This window comes from Anaeromassilibacillus sp. SJQ-1 (assembly GCF_046693725.1).
GTDB lineage: Bacteria > Bacillota > Clostridia > Oscillospirales > Acutalibacteraceae > Anaeromassilibacillus.
Map to the genome: position 1 here is coordinate 236,761 of NZ_JBKEIV010000034.1, position 17,296 is coordinate 254,056.

The following is a 17,296-nucleotide window of genomic DNA, read 5'->3' on the forward strand; positions in this document are numbered from 1 at the left end:
TTCCTGTTAGGAATCAGACGGGAGTTTCGTATGCACCCGAAAACCGCCAGCTAACCGTTGATAAGTCATTTATTTCCTTATCACTGTTAAGCCAACATTTGGGGGGCTTTCCGCTCATTTTTGTTAGGGTGTATCCCCTCCAAGTTAATCGGGACAGTATAACGGCCCGATTCGACGCTCAATCGAAAGAGTGGATAGGGACACACGGGCGGAGAGGTTTGCACAGGCCTTGCGGGGGCCGCAAAAGGACCTTCCAAAAGTCCTTGGAGACCGTGCGGTCAGGGGGCGGGGAAAACGACCGTGGCCTGTACCCCCTGCGGGGTATTTTCCATCCGGTAATCCGCCCCATGCCGGTCCAATACCATTTTGACGATATACAGCCCCAGACCACTACCGCCGGTCCCCCGATTTCGAGAGGCATCCACCCGGTAAAATGCTTCAAAAAGGTGTGGAAGGGCTTCTTCCGGAATATGAATGCCGCCGTTTGTGATGGTCAGTTCCGGCTGTCTGTCTCCGGTAAGCCGGACATGTACGGTTTCCCCTTCCGGCGAATAGAGAAGCGCGTTGGACAGCAAATTGCCAATGGCGCGCTGCAACAGGACGGGATCACCTTTTATCAGTACCCCTGGCGCCGTCGCAATGTGCAACGCCTGTTCACGCATCTGTGCCAACTCCCCGGCCTGCTGCACCTGCTGTTCCACCAGTTGCGTCAAATCCACTTCCTCCTGTTTTAACGGCACGTGCACATTCTCCATACGGGAGATTGTGAGAATTTCCTGAACCAGTCCCTCCATCCGATTGGTGACAGCCAGCGACCGCGCTAGATACTTATCCCGGTCTTTGTAGATGTCCACACCAGCCAACATGCCGGAAAGCTGTCCTTTCAGCACCGTGATCGGCGTTTTTAACTCGTGGGAGGCGGCGGAGAAGAAAGTAATCCGCTGCTGTTCCAACGCCCGCTCACGGTCGATGTCCTGGCGCAGGGCTGCATTGGCTGTGCGCAGTTCATTTAAAGCGGTGGAAAGGCGCTCGGAAAGTTCGTTCAGGTTCCGTCCCAATACGCCGATCTCATCACCGCGTTTTTCCGGACACTTCCAGTCGAAGTCCAGGTCTGCCATCTTCTGGGAAATACCGCTGAGCCGTACGATGGGGCGCGTGATATAACGGGAATAGATGACCGCCCCCAGCAGGGAGATTGCCAGAACCACCACAAGCAGAAAAGGAAGTACCCGCCCCAGTGCCTCGACCGTCTGGTTGGCTGCGGTGACGCTGTTTAGGATGGTCATCGTATAGGGCATGCTGCTCCCCTTGAAGGAGAAGGTGTACTGGGGAAGATCGCGGGTGACGGTGACCAAATCGCCGGAGGCCTGGATTTTCCCACTTGCGGTATCCCAGACCGTCAAGGTACCGGCCGAAGTGGTAGAAAAAGCATCCTCCGAGGAAACCGGGTCGGACTGCGTAACGACAAAGCGGTCCTCCTCGGTTGGAGTATCCGGAATGAGCGTAAGGCTTTCGCCCTCCTCCTCGCTGTAGTAACTGCCGGCAACCGAGTTTTCAGCAGAATCGCTGGCCATGGAGATCGCAATCGAGTTGGGGAGTTCCACCGGATTTCCGTCCGCATCGCTCATCAACACGGTCACGCCGGTATCGATGATAAAACGGTCCACCAGAGGGCCACATTCCGCCAACGTCGTTTTTTCCAATTCCCGGGTAAGCGTGGTCGCCTTTTCCGCGAGATCGCTGTTGACAATCGTCGTGTAGGAGATCGGCGTGGCCCAGGCGATAAAAGCATAGGTCAATGCGCAGGCCGCTGCCAAAATGGCGGCAGTAATCAGAAAAATGCGCAAAGTTAAACTCCCGCCAATCCGTCTAATGCACTTTTTCAACACGGTACCCCACCCCCCGCACAGTCTCGATGTAATCCCCGCGCAGCTTTTTGCGCAGGTTTTTGATGTGGCTGTCCACAATGCGTTCGTCCCCTAGGAAATCGTAATTCCAGAGTTTTCCCAGCAGGACGGAGCGCGTCAATACGCGCCCCTGATTTTGCAACAGTTCCCGCAAAAGTTCAAATTCGCGGCTGGTCAGATCGATGGGGCACCCGCCCTCTGTGACCTGGTAAGCATCGAGGTCGAGGGTCAGTTCCCGGTAGACCAGTAGGCTGGTCTCCTCTTCCCCGCTGCCGGCACGGCGGAGCACAGCGGCAATTTTTCGCAGGAGGATTGGCATGGAGAACGGCTTTGTCACATAGTCGTCGATGTTCAGATCAAAGCCTTTGAGCTGGTTTTCCTCCGCATCCAAGGCGGTAAGCATGATGATTGGGATGCTGGACTCGCGACGGATAAGCTCGCAGACGCCGTATCCGTCCACCTTTGGAAGCAGGACGTCCAACAGGACCAAATTCCAAGTCCCCCCGTGGAACAAATCCAGAGCAGCGATCCCATCCCCAGCCGCGCCGGTCTCATAACCTGCATCGTGCAGATAAGCGCAGAGCATCTCCTGAATATCCGGATCGTCCTCTACGACTAAGATTCGTTTCATTTTCATCAACTCCTGTCGGACAGTATACCATGGGAATTTGAAATTTGTATGGATTTTTTTCAGATTCCAGGTTTTCCCGTTGGAAACCGGAATAGCCAGGAACTTTGATAACCGGCACGCCGGGCAAGCGGCCTTCCCGCCGCGATTATGCCCCCAACAAAGCCGGGATGCTTGAAAAGTTCCATAAAGGCTCTACGCTGGCAAGCCTTGCTCAATTGAAGCTTTTTCCACGAAACCACAGCAGCCCATAAGTGGGCAGTTCATGCGGCAAAGAAGCCTTCTATGGCGGGAACCTTGCCGGGCGCTCTCTGCTGTTGTCCCCGTGTGGACGGTATGCGCGGCGCCTTGGTGATAAAACCGCTGTTCATTTCCCGCTTTACCCACAAGCAAAGCGTGCCTACTCCCTCCAGCAGGACCGCAGGAGTCCCTTTTGAGAAAGCATATCAGTCGCCCCCTCCGGCTGAGCCGGGGACATAAGGAGGCCCCATAAGGCCCATTGCCGGCAAGCGTCTCCAAACGTGCGGAACTTGCTTTCGCTTGCGTCACTCACCCCACAGCGCACAGCCCGTACATGGGCAATTACTGTTCTAACAGCAACCTTCTGCCATCGAAAGATTGTTGTGAACAACTCGCTTCGCTCGATACTGAAAGCGAAAGCTTTTTTATGGGGCTTCTCCATATGCACAGCCGGTGATTTCTCTAACCAAACAGAATGCGCTCAAAGGCCAACTGCCTTTGAGCGCATGAAATGAGTCTGGTATTATTCGTACCGCAGAGCCTCGATGGGGTCGAGCTTTGCGGCCTTGTTGGCCGGATAGTAGCCGAAAAACACGCCAATCAGCATGGAGAAGCCGACCGCGATGACGATGGCTCCTATGGATGGGACTGTGGGCATCCCCAACAGGCTTCCGCCCGCATAACCGAGCAGGGCGCCCAGTAGGATTCCCAATGCGCCGCCGATGACGCAGATAATCATGGATTCCACAATAAACTGCATACGGATGGCGCCATCCGGTGCACCGAGCGCTTTGCGGATGCCGATCTCGCGGGTGCGCTCTGTCACGGAAACCAGCATGATGTTCATCACGCCGATGCCGCCGACCAGCAGCGAAATTCCAGCAATCACCGCGATGGCCGTGGACATTGTGCCCATCATGTCATTGACTTCTTTGACCATGGATTCCAAGCTCTGCGCTTCGCAGTGCATGCTCTCGTTTTTCGCATAGAAGCGGTCGTTAAAAAACTCCGCAGACTCCTCGGCGAACGACTGGTAATCCAAACCCGGCTGAACCGCGATATAGAAATAGAAATACCCGTCCGGCGAGTAATCCAACACGCGGTAAGCGGTCGAAATCGGGATGTAAATGGTGGTGCTCATGCCGGCCGAACCCATCAGGAAGCTGTTTGCCTGATCCTCATAGACGCCCACGATGGTGAAGGTCTGGCGTCCACCGCCATCCATCTCGATCTTGATCTCCTGTCCTACAGCGTTCTGATTGCCGGGAAAAAGCGTCTCTGCCAGGGACTGCGCGATGACCGCCACATATTTGGCGCGCTCTGTGTCCGAGTCGTTGATAAAGCGTCCCCGCACCATGTTCACCTGAGTGCCTGTCGCGCCCGTGGCATAGCCCTCGTTGACGCCTTGCAGACTGACCTTGTTGTCCTCATGAAACTTGGTGACGATGCCGCTTCCTGCGCTCTCCATCAGGCCGATACCGACGATCTTGTCACCGTATTTGTTTTGATACTGTTCGATCATTTCGTCGGTGATGAGGTCGTCCTCAGTATAGGTATAAGAACTGGTGTAATCGCGGGGCGTGACTTGGATTGCAACGTTGTTTACGCCCATGCTCTCCATAGAAGAACTGACCATTCCGGTCATTGCCTCGCCCACCGACGTGATGGCAATCACCGAACCGATGCCGATGATGATTCCCAGCATGGTGAGTAATGCGCGCATTTTGTTGGAAACCAGGCCGGCAATCGCCAGAGAGATGTTCTCAAACAGATTCATGCACCCACCCCCTGCCGCTCCAGGCGCTTGTCGCGTTCCCGGACGATGCTGCCGTCGTGGATGGTGATGATGCGTTCCGTCTCTTCGGCCAACTCGTTGTTGTGCGTAATCAGGACAATGGTCTTTCCCTGTTTTTCGTGCAGCTCATGGAAGATGTCCATCACCAGACGTCCGGTATTGCTGTCCAGAGCGCCGGTTGGTTCGTCGGCCAGGATGATCGCCGGGTCGTTTGCCATGGCGCGGGCGATGGCCACGCGCTGCTTCTGGCCGCCGGAGAGCTCGTTCGGCATATGCCTGGAACGTTCCGACATCTCCACCATCTCTAAAAGTTCCTTGGCGCGCTTACTGCGCTCCCGCTTTGAAATGCCCGCATACAGCATGGGAAGTTCCACATTGGCCTGTGCGGTGCAGCGCGGGATGAGATTGAAGGTCTGGAATACAAATCCAATCTTGCGGTTCCGGATCTGCGAGAGCTTGCGGCTGCTCATTTCAGCCATGGGAACGCCGTCCAGGGTGTATTCCCCCGAGGTCTGGTGATCCAACGCGCCGATGATATTCATCAGCGTGGATTTACCAGAACCGGACGCGCCGACAATGGAGACAAATTCCCCTTCCCGGATGTCCAAGCTGATCCCATGGAGGACTTCCAATTCGTTGGGAGTACCGATGTAATAGGTTTTTACGATGTCGCGCATCTCAATGACTGTCTTACCCATTGGCTACAACACCCACTCCCATCGAGCCGGCGGTATCCTGCGGCAGGACGCCGGCTGCCGGCATAGCAGAAACCGGCATGCCGGGCTGAATCTGTTTGCTGTCCGAGATGATCTGCATGCCCTCTGTGAGGAGATCGCCGCTGATTTCCACCTCATAATCGGTCTCCAAGCCCATCGTAACCGGAACCGCCTCCGCTATGGTAGTCCCGTCCTCCTGCTCCTTGACCGTGTAGACAACCGAACTGCCGTCCGCCGCCGTGGAGATCGCATCGTATGGCACGGCAAAGACATTTTCCTTCTGCTCGGTCACAATGTCTGCGCGGGCGGTCATGCCGATGCGCAGGCCGGTTTCCTTCGAGGAAACCACTACGGTCGCATCGAATTCGACGTCCTTGGAGTTGGCCGTATTGTTGCCATCCGTGCTCTCTGGCGTCCGGACCGCTGTGGGAGATACCTTTTCCAGATAGCCTTCGTATTCATCGTCGCCCGTGGCGTCCGCTTTGATGATGGCTGCCATGTTGGGTTTGACCGTGTTTACGTCGTATTCTTTGATTTTGACGTCCACCTGCAATGCGTCGGTGTTTTCGATCTGGAACATGACGCCGCTCGGCGACGCGCCCTCGGTGGCATATACTGCGGTGATGGTGCCGGAAACGGGCGCAGTCACCGTGCACTTGCCCAACTGCTCCTGTAGATTTTTGAGTTCCTCGCGCTGTACGCGGTCGTCCGCGGAGAGCTTGCTGGTCTCGATCGCCTGCAAATTGTCTTCCAAGCCGTGTGTCACGGCGGTCTGGGTTGCCTTTTGCGCCTTCAGCGCATTGTTATAGGCGTCCTTGGCTGTTGTGAGTTCTGTTTCGTATGTACCCAGCTGGTCATCCACCGCCTTTTTGGCGGCGTCCAGGTTCTGTTTGGCGGTGTCATATGCCTGTTGCGCATCGGTGACGTTCCGCCGCAGTTGGTCCACGCTGAGGGTTTCGGTTCCCTTCATGTACAGGGCATCCGCCTCGTTTTCTGCGTCCGTCAGTGCCTGCTTGCATTCGAGTACGTCTGCCTTGAGTTCTTCGACATCATCGTCGTCATTTTTTACTGCGCGTTCGTATTTCTTTAACGCCTCTTCATAATCGCGTTCCAGGTCGCTGTAGTAGCTGCCGAGTTCATTCCGGCGGTCCTTCAGGGCTTTTTCCGCGCGGCCGAGCGCTGTTGAAGCGGTATCGTAGGCGGACTGCGCAGAGATCAGCTCCGTATTCAGATTGCTGTCCAGCTTGGATTTGGCGGCATCCAGGTCCTTTTGCGCCTGGTCCACCTTCCGCTTGGCGTCGTTCACATTCTGTTGGGCTGTATTCAGCTCGGTGTTCAGGCCAGCATTCAGCGTTTCCATGGCGTCGTCGTATTTCTTCTGGTTGGTTTCAATCTGCTGCTGGTTGTTGGCGCTGGCCGTCGCAAGGGAAAGCTGCTTCTGGGTGATCTGCTGTTGCAGGTCCTCCGAATCCAGGACGCACAAGACGTCCCCCTCGTTGACGTGATCGCCGACCTCGACCAAAATATCCTTGACCGGATAGGTCAAATTGGTGTAAACGTTTACCGAATCCGTGCTCTCCACGTTGCCGTTGGTGCTGATTGTGCTGCGCAGCGTTGTTTTTTGCAGGGGAGAAAGTTCAACGGGAAGTGCGATTGTCCCCGTGTCGGTGGGACGAAAGACCATCACGCCCACAGCCACGGCAGCCAAAACGCCGATGACGATCAAAACCTTTTTCTTTCTTTTCACGCTTTTTAGCCTCCATCACATATTCCATGCGCCGTGGTCCTGCCAAAAGCTGGCCAAATGGCGCAGAAGAGTCTCTGCAAAAATGGGACGGAAGATTCCTTGGAAAGGAATCTTCTTTGGCAGATCCCACTTATGCAGGCACATTGTACCAGTTGATTAATACAATAGTACATATATGATTGCAAAAAGTCAATACTTCAAACACATAATTAAGATTTATTTAAGTTTCTTCACGTTTTTGTAAATTATATCATTTGTTTATTGGGCAAATTGTATAATGATAGAGGAAAAAACCGGATATTTCTTTCAATATTTTTCCTGTAAAGACAGCAAATGCCTCCCAGAAAAACCGCTGCACCGGCGGCCACGATATGGCTGGTCAAAACAGCCCACCAAATACCATCCAAGCCCAAACCGACGTTCGAGAGCAGCCATGCCAAGGGCATACGGATCACCAGATAATACAATACCATGCAGAACAGACTTTTCATTGGACGTCCCATACCGTTGACAGCCCCTAGGAAGCAATTGGTGACCGTATTGAGGACATATCCAATACCGACAATGTAAAAGGAATGTTGCACGATTGCCGCTGCTGGTGCGCTGGAGACAAAACCCTGTGAAAGCGGCCCGGCAAACCCCACAACCAGCGCGGAAAGAAGGAGCAACAAGCCGCCGCCGTACAGAAGAGCGGCGTTCAAATAATCCCGCGCGCGGTCAAAGCGTTTCCCCCCGGCGCATTGTCCCACAATGGTTGTCAGAACCATATTCAAGGCCATGGCTGGATAAAACAGGATGGTCTCCAGCTTGCCGATGATTCCATAAGCGGCGATAGCCGTAACGCCGTACCCGCTCACCAACGAAGTTAAAAAACCCGTGCTGAGGGCTGGGATGCTCTGCTGAAAAGCGGCCGGGACCCCTTTTGCAAAAAAGGCGGAAACTGCCTCCCAGGAAAAGGCCGACAGATGAATAACAAACAGCTTTTTCCTCGCCAGGTAGACCAGCATAAAGACCAGGCAGAGCGTCTGGGAAAGAAGGGTTGCGATGGCAGCGCCCTGAAAGCCGAACAGGTGGATAAAGAGCGGGTCCAGGGCCGCATTCAGCGCGGTGCAGATCAGCATAGCTACCATTTGAAAGACCGCGTTGCCAAAGCTACGCAGGACCGCCGTAAAGTAGCAATAGAGGAAAACGGTAAGATACCCGAGCAGATAGATGGAGAGGTATCCATAGGCCATTTCAAAAGTTTCTGCCGGGGTTTGTAAAAGAGAGAGAAGCGGGCGCAGACACAGCTCTATTCCAGCGGTAACCGCGATGGAAAACACCACTGCAACCGCCAGAGATGTGGCGATCAGGCAGTCAATCCGCCTGGTGTCCTTTGCCCCAACCGCTTGGGATAACAGGATGGATACGCCGTTGGTTGCTCCCATTGCCACCGCATTTAAGACCAAAATGACAGGAGTTGCACCAGTCAGTGCGGCATATGCGGTTTCTCCTAGGAGATTGCCAATCCAAAGGCTGTCCACCAGGTTATAGGCCAAGTTCAGGAACATGGCTGTCAACACCGGAACCGCCATCTTGAATAGGCACCGCCGGGTGTTTCCTTCAATAAATTGGATTGTTTGAGACATCGAGATCATCCTTTCCAGTTGAATGAATGAATATTATTCATTATAAAAGCATTTTTAAACGCATGCCGTCCAATGGTTCTACGACAACATGCGTTTGATGAAAAAGGCCTATTTGAGATGTAGCATCTCCAACAGAAACGCCTTTGTGCGCCGGACACGTTCCTCCCCTGGAATCTCTGCACACAGCAGGACCCCCAGCTGCCCATAGACGCAGAAGGACGCCACAGTCCGGGTATCTTCGACTTGGATTTCCCCACGCGCTTTTGCCAAGTCCAACTGCTCCTGGACGATGGGCTGCATTTTCGCGCACACCGCCATGGAGAGCTGCTGATGGAGTTTGTGCCCCTGCGGGCCATGGCAAAGTTTGTAGGTAAAGTTGTCGTCGGCTTCCGTATCCAAGAAGGTGGGCATTTGCAGGATGATCTCCCGCAAGGTAAGCCCCGGCTGTCGGAGAATCTCCGTCATACGGCCGACCAGCTGGCCGGCATATTGGTCGATGGCGGTGTCAAACAGCGCCTCTTTGGAGGGAAAGTATCGGTAGCACAACCCCTGCGCGACGTGCATTTCCTGCGCAATATCGGCGATAGAGGTTTTTTCGTATCCGTTTTGGTAGAACAACCGCATAGCAGTATCCAGAATCTCCTGGCGGCGTTCCTCAGGGGCTTTTGTAATCCGCGGCATAGAATGGCCTCCTTTTTGAGCTCAAAGCCAGCATAACACAATTATGCGCAAACGTCAATGAATAATATTCATTCATAGGTGAGAGATTGACAAGGGCCGCGTTTCCCGCTATACTCGGTTTGTAATCGCTGTCTGAAGACAGCCGGAATTGATTTTTTGATCTGCGCAACCCCACAGGATGGGACGCGGCAGGAAGCCGCACAACGCCCACCGGGACCCGTGCGCGGAATTTGTCAAGGAGGGCTTTTATGTTTCAGACACAACACCGTCAGGCGGTTCGCCTGACAACGACAGCACTTTGTATTGCACTGGGGCTTCTGTTGCCCACAGTGTTCCATGTGTTCGGTACGGGCGCCGGAACAGCGCTTTTGCCCATGCATCTTCCGGTTTTGCTGTGCGGCCTTCTCTGCGGCTGGCAGTATGGAGCAGCATGTGGCATCCTGGTCCCGCTGCTCTCGTCCATCCTCACAGGGATGCCCCCATTTTCCCGACCGGCGCTTCCATGATGGTGGAATTGTGTGCCTATGGGGTGCTCACAGGGCTTTTTTATCAGACGCTGCACCAGAAACTTTATGTATCTTTGGTGGGCGCCATGCTGGGCGGCCGTGTCATTTATGGGCTGGTGAACGCTGTCTTTATGGGCGTTGCTGGGAAGCCGTATGGATTTGCGGCATTTTTGTCCGGCGCATTCCTCACCGCCTGGCCGGGCATTCTTCTACAGCTGATCGTTGTCCCGTTGTTGGTGTTTACGCTGCAAAAGTCAGGGCTTTGGTCCCGCACGCTGCGGCAGTCGGAATAATCCATGAAAACAGGGCGCAGACCGGAAAGGAATTCCGGCTGCGCCCTGTTTTGGCTTTCTGTTCGGCCGCCTGTATCCGGCAGCCTTTGCGGTTAAGGCCGCTGTTCCAGCATCTGTTGGAGCTGTGCCCGCACGAAGTCCAGGTCCGGGTCACATAAAAGGGGAAGGACCTCTACCAGCTTTTCCGGGGGAAAGTCCCACCAGCGGACCTGTAAAAGTAGCGCGATGAGTGCATCGTCAAACCGTTTCTTGAGAAAACGCGCGGGATTTCCTCCCACCACTTGGTAGGGGCCGACGTCCTTTGTCACCACGGAATGTGCAGCGATGATGGCGCCGTCCCCGATCTGGACGCCGGGCAGGATGGTGCTGTTCCTGCCGATCCACACGTCATTCCCCACAACGGTGTCGCCCTTAAAGGGAAGCTGTTCCAAATGCGGCGGGGTATGTTCCGCCCAAGCCCCGCCAAACACGTGGAAGGGATAGGTCGTGACGCTGCTGATGCGATGGTTGGCTGTGTTCATAATGAACTGCACACCGCTTGCAATCGAGCAAAATTTTCCAATCAACAGTCGGTCGCCGAATTCCGGCCAATTGAACAAGACATTGTTCTGTTCAAAACGGGTTGGGTCCACAGGGTCGTCGTAATATGTGTAGTCCCCCACCAAAATGTTCGGCGCCTTGATGACATTTTTGAGGAAACAGGTGGTCCCATATGCGTTCGGAAAGACCGCATTGGGGTCCGGTATGGAATATATAATCATTCTCCTTTCAAATTGCGCAATCACACCCTTTCCCCTGTATCTGCCGTAGCGACGGCCCTCTTCTTTCGAATCTCCCGCATGACCTATTTCTCCTTTATTTCTGAGTTGCGCTCATGGTTTCCCGTCCATGGGCGTGTCATCGATACCTTTTCCCCATAATTTTACGCATTGCATCTGTTTTTTTCAAGGAACCGCGGAGTAGATTTTTAAGACCGGGATAAAAGAACGAGAATAGTGGAAGTTCCTTGCAAGCATCCCTGGAGATCGGAACGCAAAAAATAGGGCCAATCTGTATTCCAGTAGGGGCCTGGATTCTCTATTGGAGCGTAAAAGGCTGGGGAAACCTTTCCAGGGGAATTAAATTTGACAGACAAGTCAAAATATGCTATGCTATAAGACCACAGAAGAAGCGGAAGGAGGGCTTTTTTATGCCGAAGGCTTCTTTAAAAACCATCGCACAAAATAAGAAAGCCTTTCACGATTATTTTGTGGAGGAAAGCATGGAGGCCGGCATTGAGCTGTGCGGCACCGAAGTGAAATCTCTGCGCAAAGGACAGTGCAATCTGAAAGATGCGTGGTGTTCCATCGACCATGGAGAGTTGGTTGTCAACGGGATGCACATCAGCGCCTATGAACAGGGCAATATATTCAATAAGGACCCGATGCGGGTGCGCCGCCTCTTGATGCACAAGCGGGAGATCATGCGGCTGTTCGGACTGGTCAAGCAGGACGGGTATTCGCTCATTCCCCTTTCGATCTATTTCAAGGGATCGCTGGTAAAGGTGCAGGTGGGCCTTTGCCGCGGTAAGAAGCTCTATGACAAGCGCGCGGATCTTGCAGCGCGCGCGGCCAAGCGAGACATCGACCGGGCGCTCAAGGAAAAGAACCGGTGATATATTATGGGGCTGCAATGGTTTCGACGGAGGTTGTGAACCTTGGTAAGCGAGTAGCGGCGCGGAAACGCTTGAAACTCCGCAAACTTTAAAATTAAACGACAACAATACTGTTGCGTACGCAGCCTAATTAGGCTGCCGTCTTTACCGGGAGCACCGCGGCCCGGATAAAGGCGTCGATGAGCGGTGAACGTGAACAGGGGAACGCCTTTACCCTTGTCATGACCAAAAGGCTACTGAAGTAGGAAGCCTGCCTTTGGGCGTCCTACAGAGGGAATGTAAAAACACCGGCTACACTCGTAGAAAGCCAGGGCAAGTGATTTTCGGACAGGAGTTCGATTCTCCTCAGCTCCACCAGTCGAGAGCCTCGACGCGCAAGTCGCGTTCGGGGCTTTTCTTTTTATATGGCTCGGTGTTCGCGTTTATAGCGGGCATCTATTTTGTCGATGTTTCCCATCAGGCTGAGCCTGGACGCACTTCGCGTTCCGGGCTCAGCTTTTTGTTTTGCCTTTTCACTCACATTTGCAGCAGGCATCTATCTTGTCAGCATTTCCCAGATGGGTATTATATGAACGCCTACTTTTTCAAAGGCGGCTTTGCCGTAAGGGTGTGGCTGTGATGTCAAAACAGAAAGCCCGAGGGATAAAGTACTTAGTACCTTGCCCCTCGGGCTTTATTTCTTTGGAAGCTAAATCTAATATCATATTCAGTAGAAATAAAACTATACATTCTTGTTTTATGGACTGTCTTGTCTTATAATATAACAAAATGATGTGATTCAATAGAATATGCAAAAAAACGGAACTTTAGAAGTAAACTAGAAAGCTGTTTGATTTACAATCTCTCAGATTATTGAGGGGTTGTTCAAAGTACAAGTTGCGGGGAGGCAGTTCATGAAAACGAATGACAGACCGCTTACCGATTTAATGAAAGCTGTGGACACTGGCGCAGCACAGTTACCTGATTTTCAGAGGGGCTGGGTGTGGGATGATGGCCGCATTAAGGCATTAATCCTCAGCGTGATCCATAACTTTCCGGTGGGTGCAGCGATGTTTCTGGAATACGGAAATGAAAGCATCCATTTCAAGCATAAACTGATTGAAGGCTCAGTTGCCGACCCTAACGCCGAGCCGGATGAGCTTATCCTTGACGGGCAGCAAAGATTGACGTCTCTTTACAATGCCCTGTACAGTAAGAATCCCGTCCATACAAAAACAGACAAGGGTAAAGAGATAGACAGATATTATTATCTGAACATTGAAAAGGCGCTTGATCCAAGTTCCGATGATGAAGATATTATAATCTCGGTTCCTGCAACGAGACAGGTTACATCTGATTTTGGCAGGAAGATCGAAATAGACCTCTCAACCAGGCAGAATGAATTCAGCCTGAAGATGTTTCCCCTTAATATCATCCTGAATTCCGGTGAGGAGCAGAGATGGCAAAATGAATATTATGCCTATTACAACTATGATCCGGCGACTATCCAGCAGTTCACGGAACTTTTCTCTAAAATAATCATGCCGACACAAAAGTACGCTATGCCGGTTATTCTGCTAGACAAAGAAACTCCGAAAGAGGCAGTGTGTCAGGTTTTTGAAAATGTGAATACCGGCGGCGTTTCTTTGACGGTTTTTGAGCTTGTCACCGCAATTTTTGCCATGGACGATTTCCTGCTGCGTAAGGATTGGAAAGACCGCAAGGAAAAATATTTCTCAGGGGATTTGCTGGATATTGTAACAGCTACAGACTTTCTAACCGCTCTTACGCTTCTCTCTTCGTTCAAAGCAGGTGGAACGGTGAGTTGCAAGAAAAAAGACGTACTAGCTTTAAAGCTGACATCATATAAAAAGTATGCAGACGACCTTTGTGTAGGATTTTCTGTTGCAGATAAGCTACTGCAGGAGGAACGGATATTCTCAAGTCGTGACCTTCCATACAGCACACAGCTGATTCCTCTTGCGGCCATTTGCACTGTTTTGATGGATGGGAACAAGATTAACACTACCACTGTCAAAAATATGGTAAAGCAATGGTATTGGTGCGGCGTTTTCGGTGAGTTGTACGGCTCGGCAAACGAGACAAGGTATGCCAATGATATATCGCAAGTCATCAAGTGGATTACAGATGGCGGCGATTTCCCAAAGACGATCACAGATTTCTTCTTCAACCCGACGCGCCTACTCAGTTTGCAATCCAGACAGTCGGCGGCGTATAAGGGTATTATGGCGCTGATTCTTAAGAACCACGCCCGCGATTTCATTTCCGGTGCGGAGATGGACTTCTCAACATACTCAAACGAGAAAATCGATATTCATCACATCTTTCCGAAGGATTACTGCATCGGACAAGGGTATGACAAGAGCAAATGGAATAGTATTGTGAATAAGACACCGATTTCCGCAAGCAGCAATCGTGAAATAGGCGGTGTTGCGCCGTCCACCTATCTTGGAAAGCTTGAAAAGAAAGGTTCTGTATTACCGTCCGATTTGGACAGCTATGTGGAGACACACTGGATCGACCACAATTTGCTAAGAAATAATGAGTTTCAAGATTTTATCATTGACCGTGCTAAGAAACTGTTATGTGCAATTGAAGCGGCTACTGGCAGAACAATATCTGGAAGGAATTCCGATGAAGTGCAACAGATGTTTGGAGCACTATTGAATTAAACCTATTTGTTAGGGGTTGTAACCCATCCCCATTGAACACAGAATCACATTCTGTGGCTTCGCGTCCTCTGGACTCTTTTGAAGGTATTCCAAAACACAGCCCCCTTTTCTAGCAGTATAGGGTGTAACGAAAAGTGACACCCTTGCCCGTTTAAAGGTATCGTGAAACACGACATCCTTTCGGATCATGGAGCAGGTACGTCGCAAAACGCAGCGCACCCAATATGAACGGGCAGGCAAAACGCCCACTCATCCCCAAATGAGAGGAACATCCCTACGAAACAAAGCTTTCCTCCCTATTATTGCGACAAAAAAGGATGCCCCTATCGGGGCATCCTTTCGCATATCATCTTTGAATTTTACTGCACTCCTTACTTTTATCAGAATACTTCTTTTTCTATTCTTCCAGTTCCTTCTGTCCCTGTTCGCTTGCATAGAATTTCTGGATTTCAGGTACAAGGAATCAATGACGGACTGCGGCAGTTCAATCTCGTACCGCCTTTGTAGAGCCTCTTGGTTGGTATGATATGTATCCCCTCTCATATTCAATTTTCAAGATGCAAAATTTCTTTCTATGGTTTCGTCCGGCAGCATTTACCGCTGATGGATGTTACGCAAGAAAGGTCGTAACGGCATGTTTGGCAAGCGTTACCGTTGGAAAGGGAATGTGGTCAATCCAAATGGAACTGAAAGATGGCCGCCACCAATTTGCTTTCCAGCCGCTGGTTATAGATTGTAGTCGAGGTGGAACCGGCAGATGCCCAAGGAATCAAAGCGTGTCCACATAGACAACTGGGCCATGTAGCCGGAATAATACCGAATCACCCGTGCTACTGCGTCAGGATCGCCATTGACTGCGGCGGCAATCACCGCCCTTGCTTCACATTGCTGAATCGTTCCGCACAGGCCCCCTCAGAATAGCTGGCCATCCGGCAAACTTCTCCGAAGATACCTCTTCCCCAATATGTCCATATACGCCGGATGCTTTCTTCATAAGGGCACGCTCCTTTCGGTTTCCCCGGTTATCGGATAAAACGGATGTACGGCCGGTGTGGGGGCGCTTTCCAGCGCCAACCGATAAGTGGTCTCTTCTTCCTGCGTCATTTCCCGAACTTCTCCGTTGCAGTCGATTTTCATTCCTCATTCCTATGACCATTCCTTTCCGCTGCGCTACAAGGCACCAAAGGGACATGAAACCCACTTGACCTATGTAGAATAGTAACCTCCCGGTGTTTGGCGTAGGATTAACCGTCAATTTTGCGACTGACATGCAGGTGTTGTGGCAAATGCCTTGGCCCATTCTTCCACCGAGACGGAATAGCGTGCAAAAGCAGTCCAGATACTGGGCTTGTTTTTTGTACGCTTTTTTTCGTTTTTGCCCTATTTCCGGTTTATTCCTGATGTTTCAACCTTTGTCACCTCAATCCGATCACTTGAATGGTCGCCCCGACCGGCAATGCAGACGGTGTGTAGATCAAAAGCTTTGATATAGGAGCGGATGCCGGCAGCAAAGTGCCGTCCATACGTTCCTGCCACTGTGCGAGCGTGGTATTCGTGGAGGTAAAGCTGGATATGCGGCTCTTCCAGGCCCCATGCTCAACGGTGAATTCGTATTCCGCGTACGGTGTCTTTTCGCTCTGCATATAAGTTCTGGAAATGGACGTCACATACGAGGGACAATAAATGTCCACGATTACATTTTGGTCGCTCTCCCCTGCAGGCAATCCGACAATGATTCGCGCCCCCCACAAAGCATAGGGCGTGCCATCCGGCGCCTCTGTACGCGCAACGTTGACAATGCCATCTTCCTCTATGGCGATGGTTTCGATCTCCTGCCAAACTGGTTCGGAAATCCAGTTGGTATCATAATCGGCGCCGCTCGCCTTTTTCAGCACCGCGCCGGTAGTGCCGCCCGCCGGCCCGCCGGCCCCCGGTTCCCCTTTGGCACCCTCCGGTCCGGGTTCTCCGGGAATGCCCTGTACCCCCTCTGCCTGCACGCCGGTGTCCTCGTATTCCCCCGACTCCGCCTGAAATACCCCCCAGTTCCCATCCTGTATTTTGGGGACTCTTTGTGCGGCTTCCTCCGCCCGGTCCGCTGCATCTACCGCTTCCCGGTACGCCGTATGGATGTGGGCCTCCATCTGGTGAAACGCAGATGGGAACTCCGGCCAGGCGGTATCCCCGAAAAGGGACGGCGGCATATAAAGTTCGACCATGTTTGTGTGATTAACCGTTGTTCCATCCTTTTGGAACGTGCCGCGCAACTGCATGGTATAGGTTCCAGCCTTAGCCAGCATATCATCCGTCAGGATGACCCCAATCCCTGTTTTCATGGGTTGCAATCGAGTGATGTTGAGATCACCCCCTGCCTGTACAAGCATGTCCCAATCCCACCCATCGGGTATATCGCCGCTGACGGTCAATGTTGCGCTGCCATTGTCATGCTGATGGGCGATCATCTCCCCCGATGCTTTACGTCCAGTCTTTCCATTCGATCATTTTCTGCCTCCATCTGTCGCAATTCGGTGATTAAGTTTTGTCGATAGCCTCTGTTGGGTTACCCTTCCCTTCTGCCATCCCGGTCTTTCTTTCACTTTTTTCTTTTAGGAGCAAATAGAGCGCCTCTTGATTCACAAGGCAAGGACGTTCGGGCCAGATACGGCAGAAGTGGTGCCCCGGCAACACATAGAAAAATCGCCCTCGAAACGGAGGGCGATTTCCTGAACTCGATGCTTTAGAGGAGATGGCGCACAGAATTCCAACCCCCAAATCTCCCTTTATGTTTCTACAAACATGGCGGTATAGGAAAGCTGGAAGGCACTTTCTCCT

At 52.2% G+C, this 17,296-nt stretch carries 16 protein-coding genes and 1 other RNA gene; 6 read left to right on the top strand and 11 right to left on the bottom strand.

The genetic code is table 11. The features are described from left to right. Positions 1 to 278: 278 nt before the first annotated feature. Together ACGCCZ_RS08705 and ACGCCZ_RS08710 are read right to left on the bottom strand one after the other, a co-directional pair. Entirely contained in the window at positions 279 to 1,886 is a 1,608-nt protein-coding gene (locus ACGCCZ_RS08705; protein ID WP_085534557.1) for a sensor histidine kinase, read from the bottom strand. Next, positions 1,870 to 2,538, bottom strand: a complete 669-nt coding sequence (locus tag ACGCCZ_RS08710; RefSeq protein WP_411655803.1) for a response regulator transcription factor — start codon at positions 2,536 to 2,538, stop codon at positions 1,870 to 1,872. The genes ACGCCZ_RS08705 and ACGCCZ_RS08710 overlap by 17 nt, the downstream gene beginning before the upstream one ends. Before the next feature lie 282 nt (positions 2,539 to 2,820). Here ACGCCZ_RS08710 and ACGCCZ_RS08715 point away from each other — a divergent pair, with 282 nt between their 5' ends. Beyond that, a complete protein-coding gene (locus ACGCCZ_RS08715) occupies positions 2,821 to 3,015 on the top strand; it encodes a hypothetical protein (protein ID WP_152918271.1) in 195 nt (64 codons plus the stop codon). A 283-nt stretch (positions 3,016 to 3,298) separates the two neighbouring features. On the opposite strand, the gene ACGCCZ_RS08720 is transcribed toward ACGCCZ_RS08715, so the two are convergent. From ACGCCZ_RS08720 to ACGCCZ_RS08740, 5 genes are all read right to left on the bottom strand, one after another. After that, a complete protein-coding gene (locus tag ACGCCZ_RS08720; protein WP_054322915.1) occupies positions 3,299 to 4,552 on the bottom strand; it encodes an ABC transporter permease in 1,254 nt (417 codons plus the stop codon). Then, positions 4,549 to 5,268 (bottom strand): ABC transporter ATP-binding protein, encoded by a 720-nt coding sequence (locus ACGCCZ_RS08725; RefSeq protein WP_054322914.1) that lies wholly within the window; start codon positions 5,266 to 5,268, stop codon positions 4,549 to 4,551. Before ACGCCZ_RS08725 ends, ACGCCZ_RS08720 begins: the two co-directional genes overlap by 4 nt. Beyond that, positions 5,261 to 7,033 carry an efflux RND transporter periplasmic adaptor subunit gene (locus tag ACGCCZ_RS08730; RefSeq protein ID WP_085532577.1) on the bottom strand — a complete coding sequence of 591 codons (1,773 nt, stop codon included), beginning with the start codon at positions 7,031 to 7,033 and terminating at the stop codon, positions 5,261 to 5,263. Before ACGCCZ_RS08730 ends, ACGCCZ_RS08725 begins: the two co-directional genes overlap by 8 nt. Positions 7,034 to 7,278: 245 nt before the next feature. Next, positions 7,279 to 8,661: an MATE family efflux transporter gene (locus ACGCCZ_RS08735; protein WP_411655804.1), complete on the bottom strand. Its 1,383-nt coding sequence runs from the start codon at positions 8,659 to 8,661 to the stop codon at positions 7,279 to 7,281. Positions 8,662 to 8,769: 108 nt separating this feature from the next. Continuing rightward, positions 8,770 to 9,342 (bottom strand): TetR/AcrR family transcriptional regulator, encoded by a 573-nt coding sequence (locus ACGCCZ_RS08740; protein WP_411655805.1) that lies wholly within the window; start codon positions 9,340 to 9,342, stop codon positions 8,770 to 8,772. Positions 9,343 to 9,590: 248 nt separating this feature from the next. Here ACGCCZ_RS08740 and ACGCCZ_RS08745 point away from each other — a divergent pair, with 248 nt between their 5' ends. Both ACGCCZ_RS08745 and ACGCCZ_RS08750 read left to right on the top strand, forming a co-directional pair. After that, positions 9,591 to 9,848 (top strand): ECF transporter S component, encoded by a 258-nt coding sequence (locus ACGCCZ_RS08745; RefSeq protein WP_411655806.1) that lies wholly within the window; start codon positions 9,591 to 9,593, stop codon positions 9,846 to 9,848. Continuing rightward, the gene (locus tag ACGCCZ_RS08750) at positions 9,845 to 10,141 is read left to right on the top strand and encodes a hypothetical protein (RefSeq protein ID WP_411655807.1); all 297 of its coding nucleotides are present in this window, start codon (positions 9,845 to 9,847) and stop codon (positions 10,139 to 10,141) included. Before ACGCCZ_RS08745 ends, ACGCCZ_RS08750 begins: the two co-directional genes overlap by 4 nt. Positions 10,142 to 10,233: 92 nt before the next feature. Here ACGCCZ_RS08750 and ACGCCZ_RS08755 read toward each other — a convergent pair whose 3' ends face one another. After that, positions 10,234 to 10,902, bottom strand: a complete 669-nt coding sequence (locus tag ACGCCZ_RS08755) for a CatB-related O-acetyltransferase (RefSeq protein ID WP_411655808.1) — start codon at positions 10,900 to 10,902, stop codon at positions 10,234 to 10,236. Positions 10,903 to 11,330: 428 nt separating this feature from the next. Between ACGCCZ_RS08755 and smpB the strand changes: the two genes are divergently transcribed. The 3 genes from smpB to ACGCCZ_RS08770 all read left to right on the top strand — a co-directional run bounded on the left by smpB (position 11,331) and on the right by ACGCCZ_RS08770 (position 14,467). Beyond that, the gene (gene smpB / locus ACGCCZ_RS08760; RefSeq protein ID WP_054322909.1) at positions 11,331 to 11,795 is read left to right on the top strand and encodes an SsrA-binding protein SmpB; all 465 of its coding nucleotides are present in this window, start codon (positions 11,331 to 11,333) and stop codon (positions 11,793 to 11,795) included. Positions 11,796 to 11,803: 8 nt separating this feature from the next. After that, positions 11,804 to 12,152: a transfer-messenger RNA gene (gene ssrA, locus ACGCCZ_RS08765) on the top strand. 536 nt (positions 12,153 to 12,688) lie between these two features. Further along, complete coding sequence (locus ACGCCZ_RS08770; protein ID WP_054322900.1) at positions 12,689 to 14,467, top strand: GmrSD restriction endonuclease domain-containing protein; 1,779 nt, start codon at positions 12,689 to 12,691, stop codon at positions 14,465 to 14,467. A 726-nt stretch (positions 14,468 to 15,193) separates the two neighbouring features. Here the strand turns inward: ACGCCZ_RS08770 and ACGCCZ_RS08775 are convergent. The 3 genes from ACGCCZ_RS08775 to ACGCCZ_RS08785 all read right to left on the bottom strand — a co-directional run bounded on the left by ACGCCZ_RS08775 (position 15,194) and on the right by ACGCCZ_RS08785 (position 16,926). Then, positions 15,194 to 15,337, bottom strand: a complete 144-nt coding sequence (locus ACGCCZ_RS08775) for a helix-turn-helix domain-containing protein (RefSeq protein WP_411655809.1) — start codon at positions 15,335 to 15,337, stop codon at positions 15,194 to 15,196. A 120-nt stretch (positions 15,338 to 15,457) separates the two neighbouring features. Further along, a complete protein-coding gene (locus ACGCCZ_RS08780; protein WP_153802334.1) occupies positions 15,458 to 15,604 on the bottom strand; it encodes a hypothetical protein in 147 nt (48 codons plus the stop codon). A 278-nt stretch (positions 15,605 to 15,882) separates the two neighbouring features. After that, complete coding sequence (locus ACGCCZ_RS08785) at positions 15,883 to 16,926, bottom strand: hypothetical protein (RefSeq protein ID WP_054322898.1); 1,044 nt, start codon at positions 16,924 to 16,926, stop codon at positions 15,883 to 15,885. Positions 16,927 to 17,296: the final 370 nt, after the last annotated feature.

What these genes read in the sequence shown, in the direction of transcription:
- ACGCCZ_RS08745 (WP_411655806.1), top strand. Translation starts at nt 9,591, where the DNA reads ATGTTTCAGACACAACACCGTCAGGCGGTTCGCCTGACAACGACAGCA.
- ACGCCZ_RS08785 (WP_054322898.1), bottom strand. Translation starts at nt 16,926, where the DNA reads ATGATCGCCCATCAGCATGACAATGGCAGCGCAACATTGACCGTCAGC.
- ACGCCZ_RS08755 (WP_411655808.1), bottom strand. Translation starts at nt 10,902, where the DNA reads ATGATTATATATTCCATACCGGACCCCAATGCGGTCTTTCCGAACGCA.
- ACGCCZ_RS08735 (WP_411655804.1), bottom strand. Translation starts at nt 8,661, where the DNA reads ATGTCTCAAACAATCCAATTTATTGAAGGAAACACCCGGCGGTGCCTA.
- ACGCCZ_RS08725 (WP_054322914.1), bottom strand. Translation starts at nt 5,268, where the DNA reads ATGGGTAAGACAGTCATTGAGATGCGCGACATCGTAAAAACCTATTAC.
- ACGCCZ_RS08780 (WP_153802334.1), bottom strand. Translation starts at nt 15,604, where the DNA reads ATGAAAATCGACTGCAACGGAGAAGTTCGGGAAATGACGCAGGAAGAA.
- ACGCCZ_RS08750 (WP_411655807.1), top strand. Translation starts at nt 9,845, where the DNA reads ATGATGGTGGAATTGTGTGCCTATGGGGTGCTCACAGGGCTTTTTTAT.
- ACGCCZ_RS08715 (WP_152918271.1), top strand. Translation starts at nt 2,821, where the DNA reads ATGGCGGGAACCTTGCCGGGCGCTCTCTGCTGTTGTCCCCGTGTGGAC.
- ACGCCZ_RS08770 (WP_054322900.1), top strand. Translation starts at nt 12,689, where the DNA reads ATGAAAACGAATGACAGACCGCTTACCGATTTAATGAAAGCTGTGGAC.
- ACGCCZ_RS08720 (WP_054322915.1), bottom strand. Translation starts at nt 4,552, where the DNA reads ATGAATCTGTTTGAGAACATCTCTCTGGCGATTGCCGGCCTGGTTTCC.
- ACGCCZ_RS08710 (WP_411655803.1), bottom strand. Translation starts at nt 2,538, where the DNA reads ATGAAACGAATCTTAGTCGTAGAGGACGATCCGGATATTCAGGAGATG.
- smpB (WP_054322909.1), top strand. Translation starts at nt 11,331, where the DNA reads ATGCCGAAGGCTTCTTTAAAAACCATCGCACAAAATAAGAAAGCCTTT.
- ACGCCZ_RS08740 (WP_411655805.1), bottom strand. Translation starts at nt 9,342, where the DNA reads ATGCCGCGGATTACAAAAGCCCCTGAGGAACGCCGCCAGGAGATTCTG.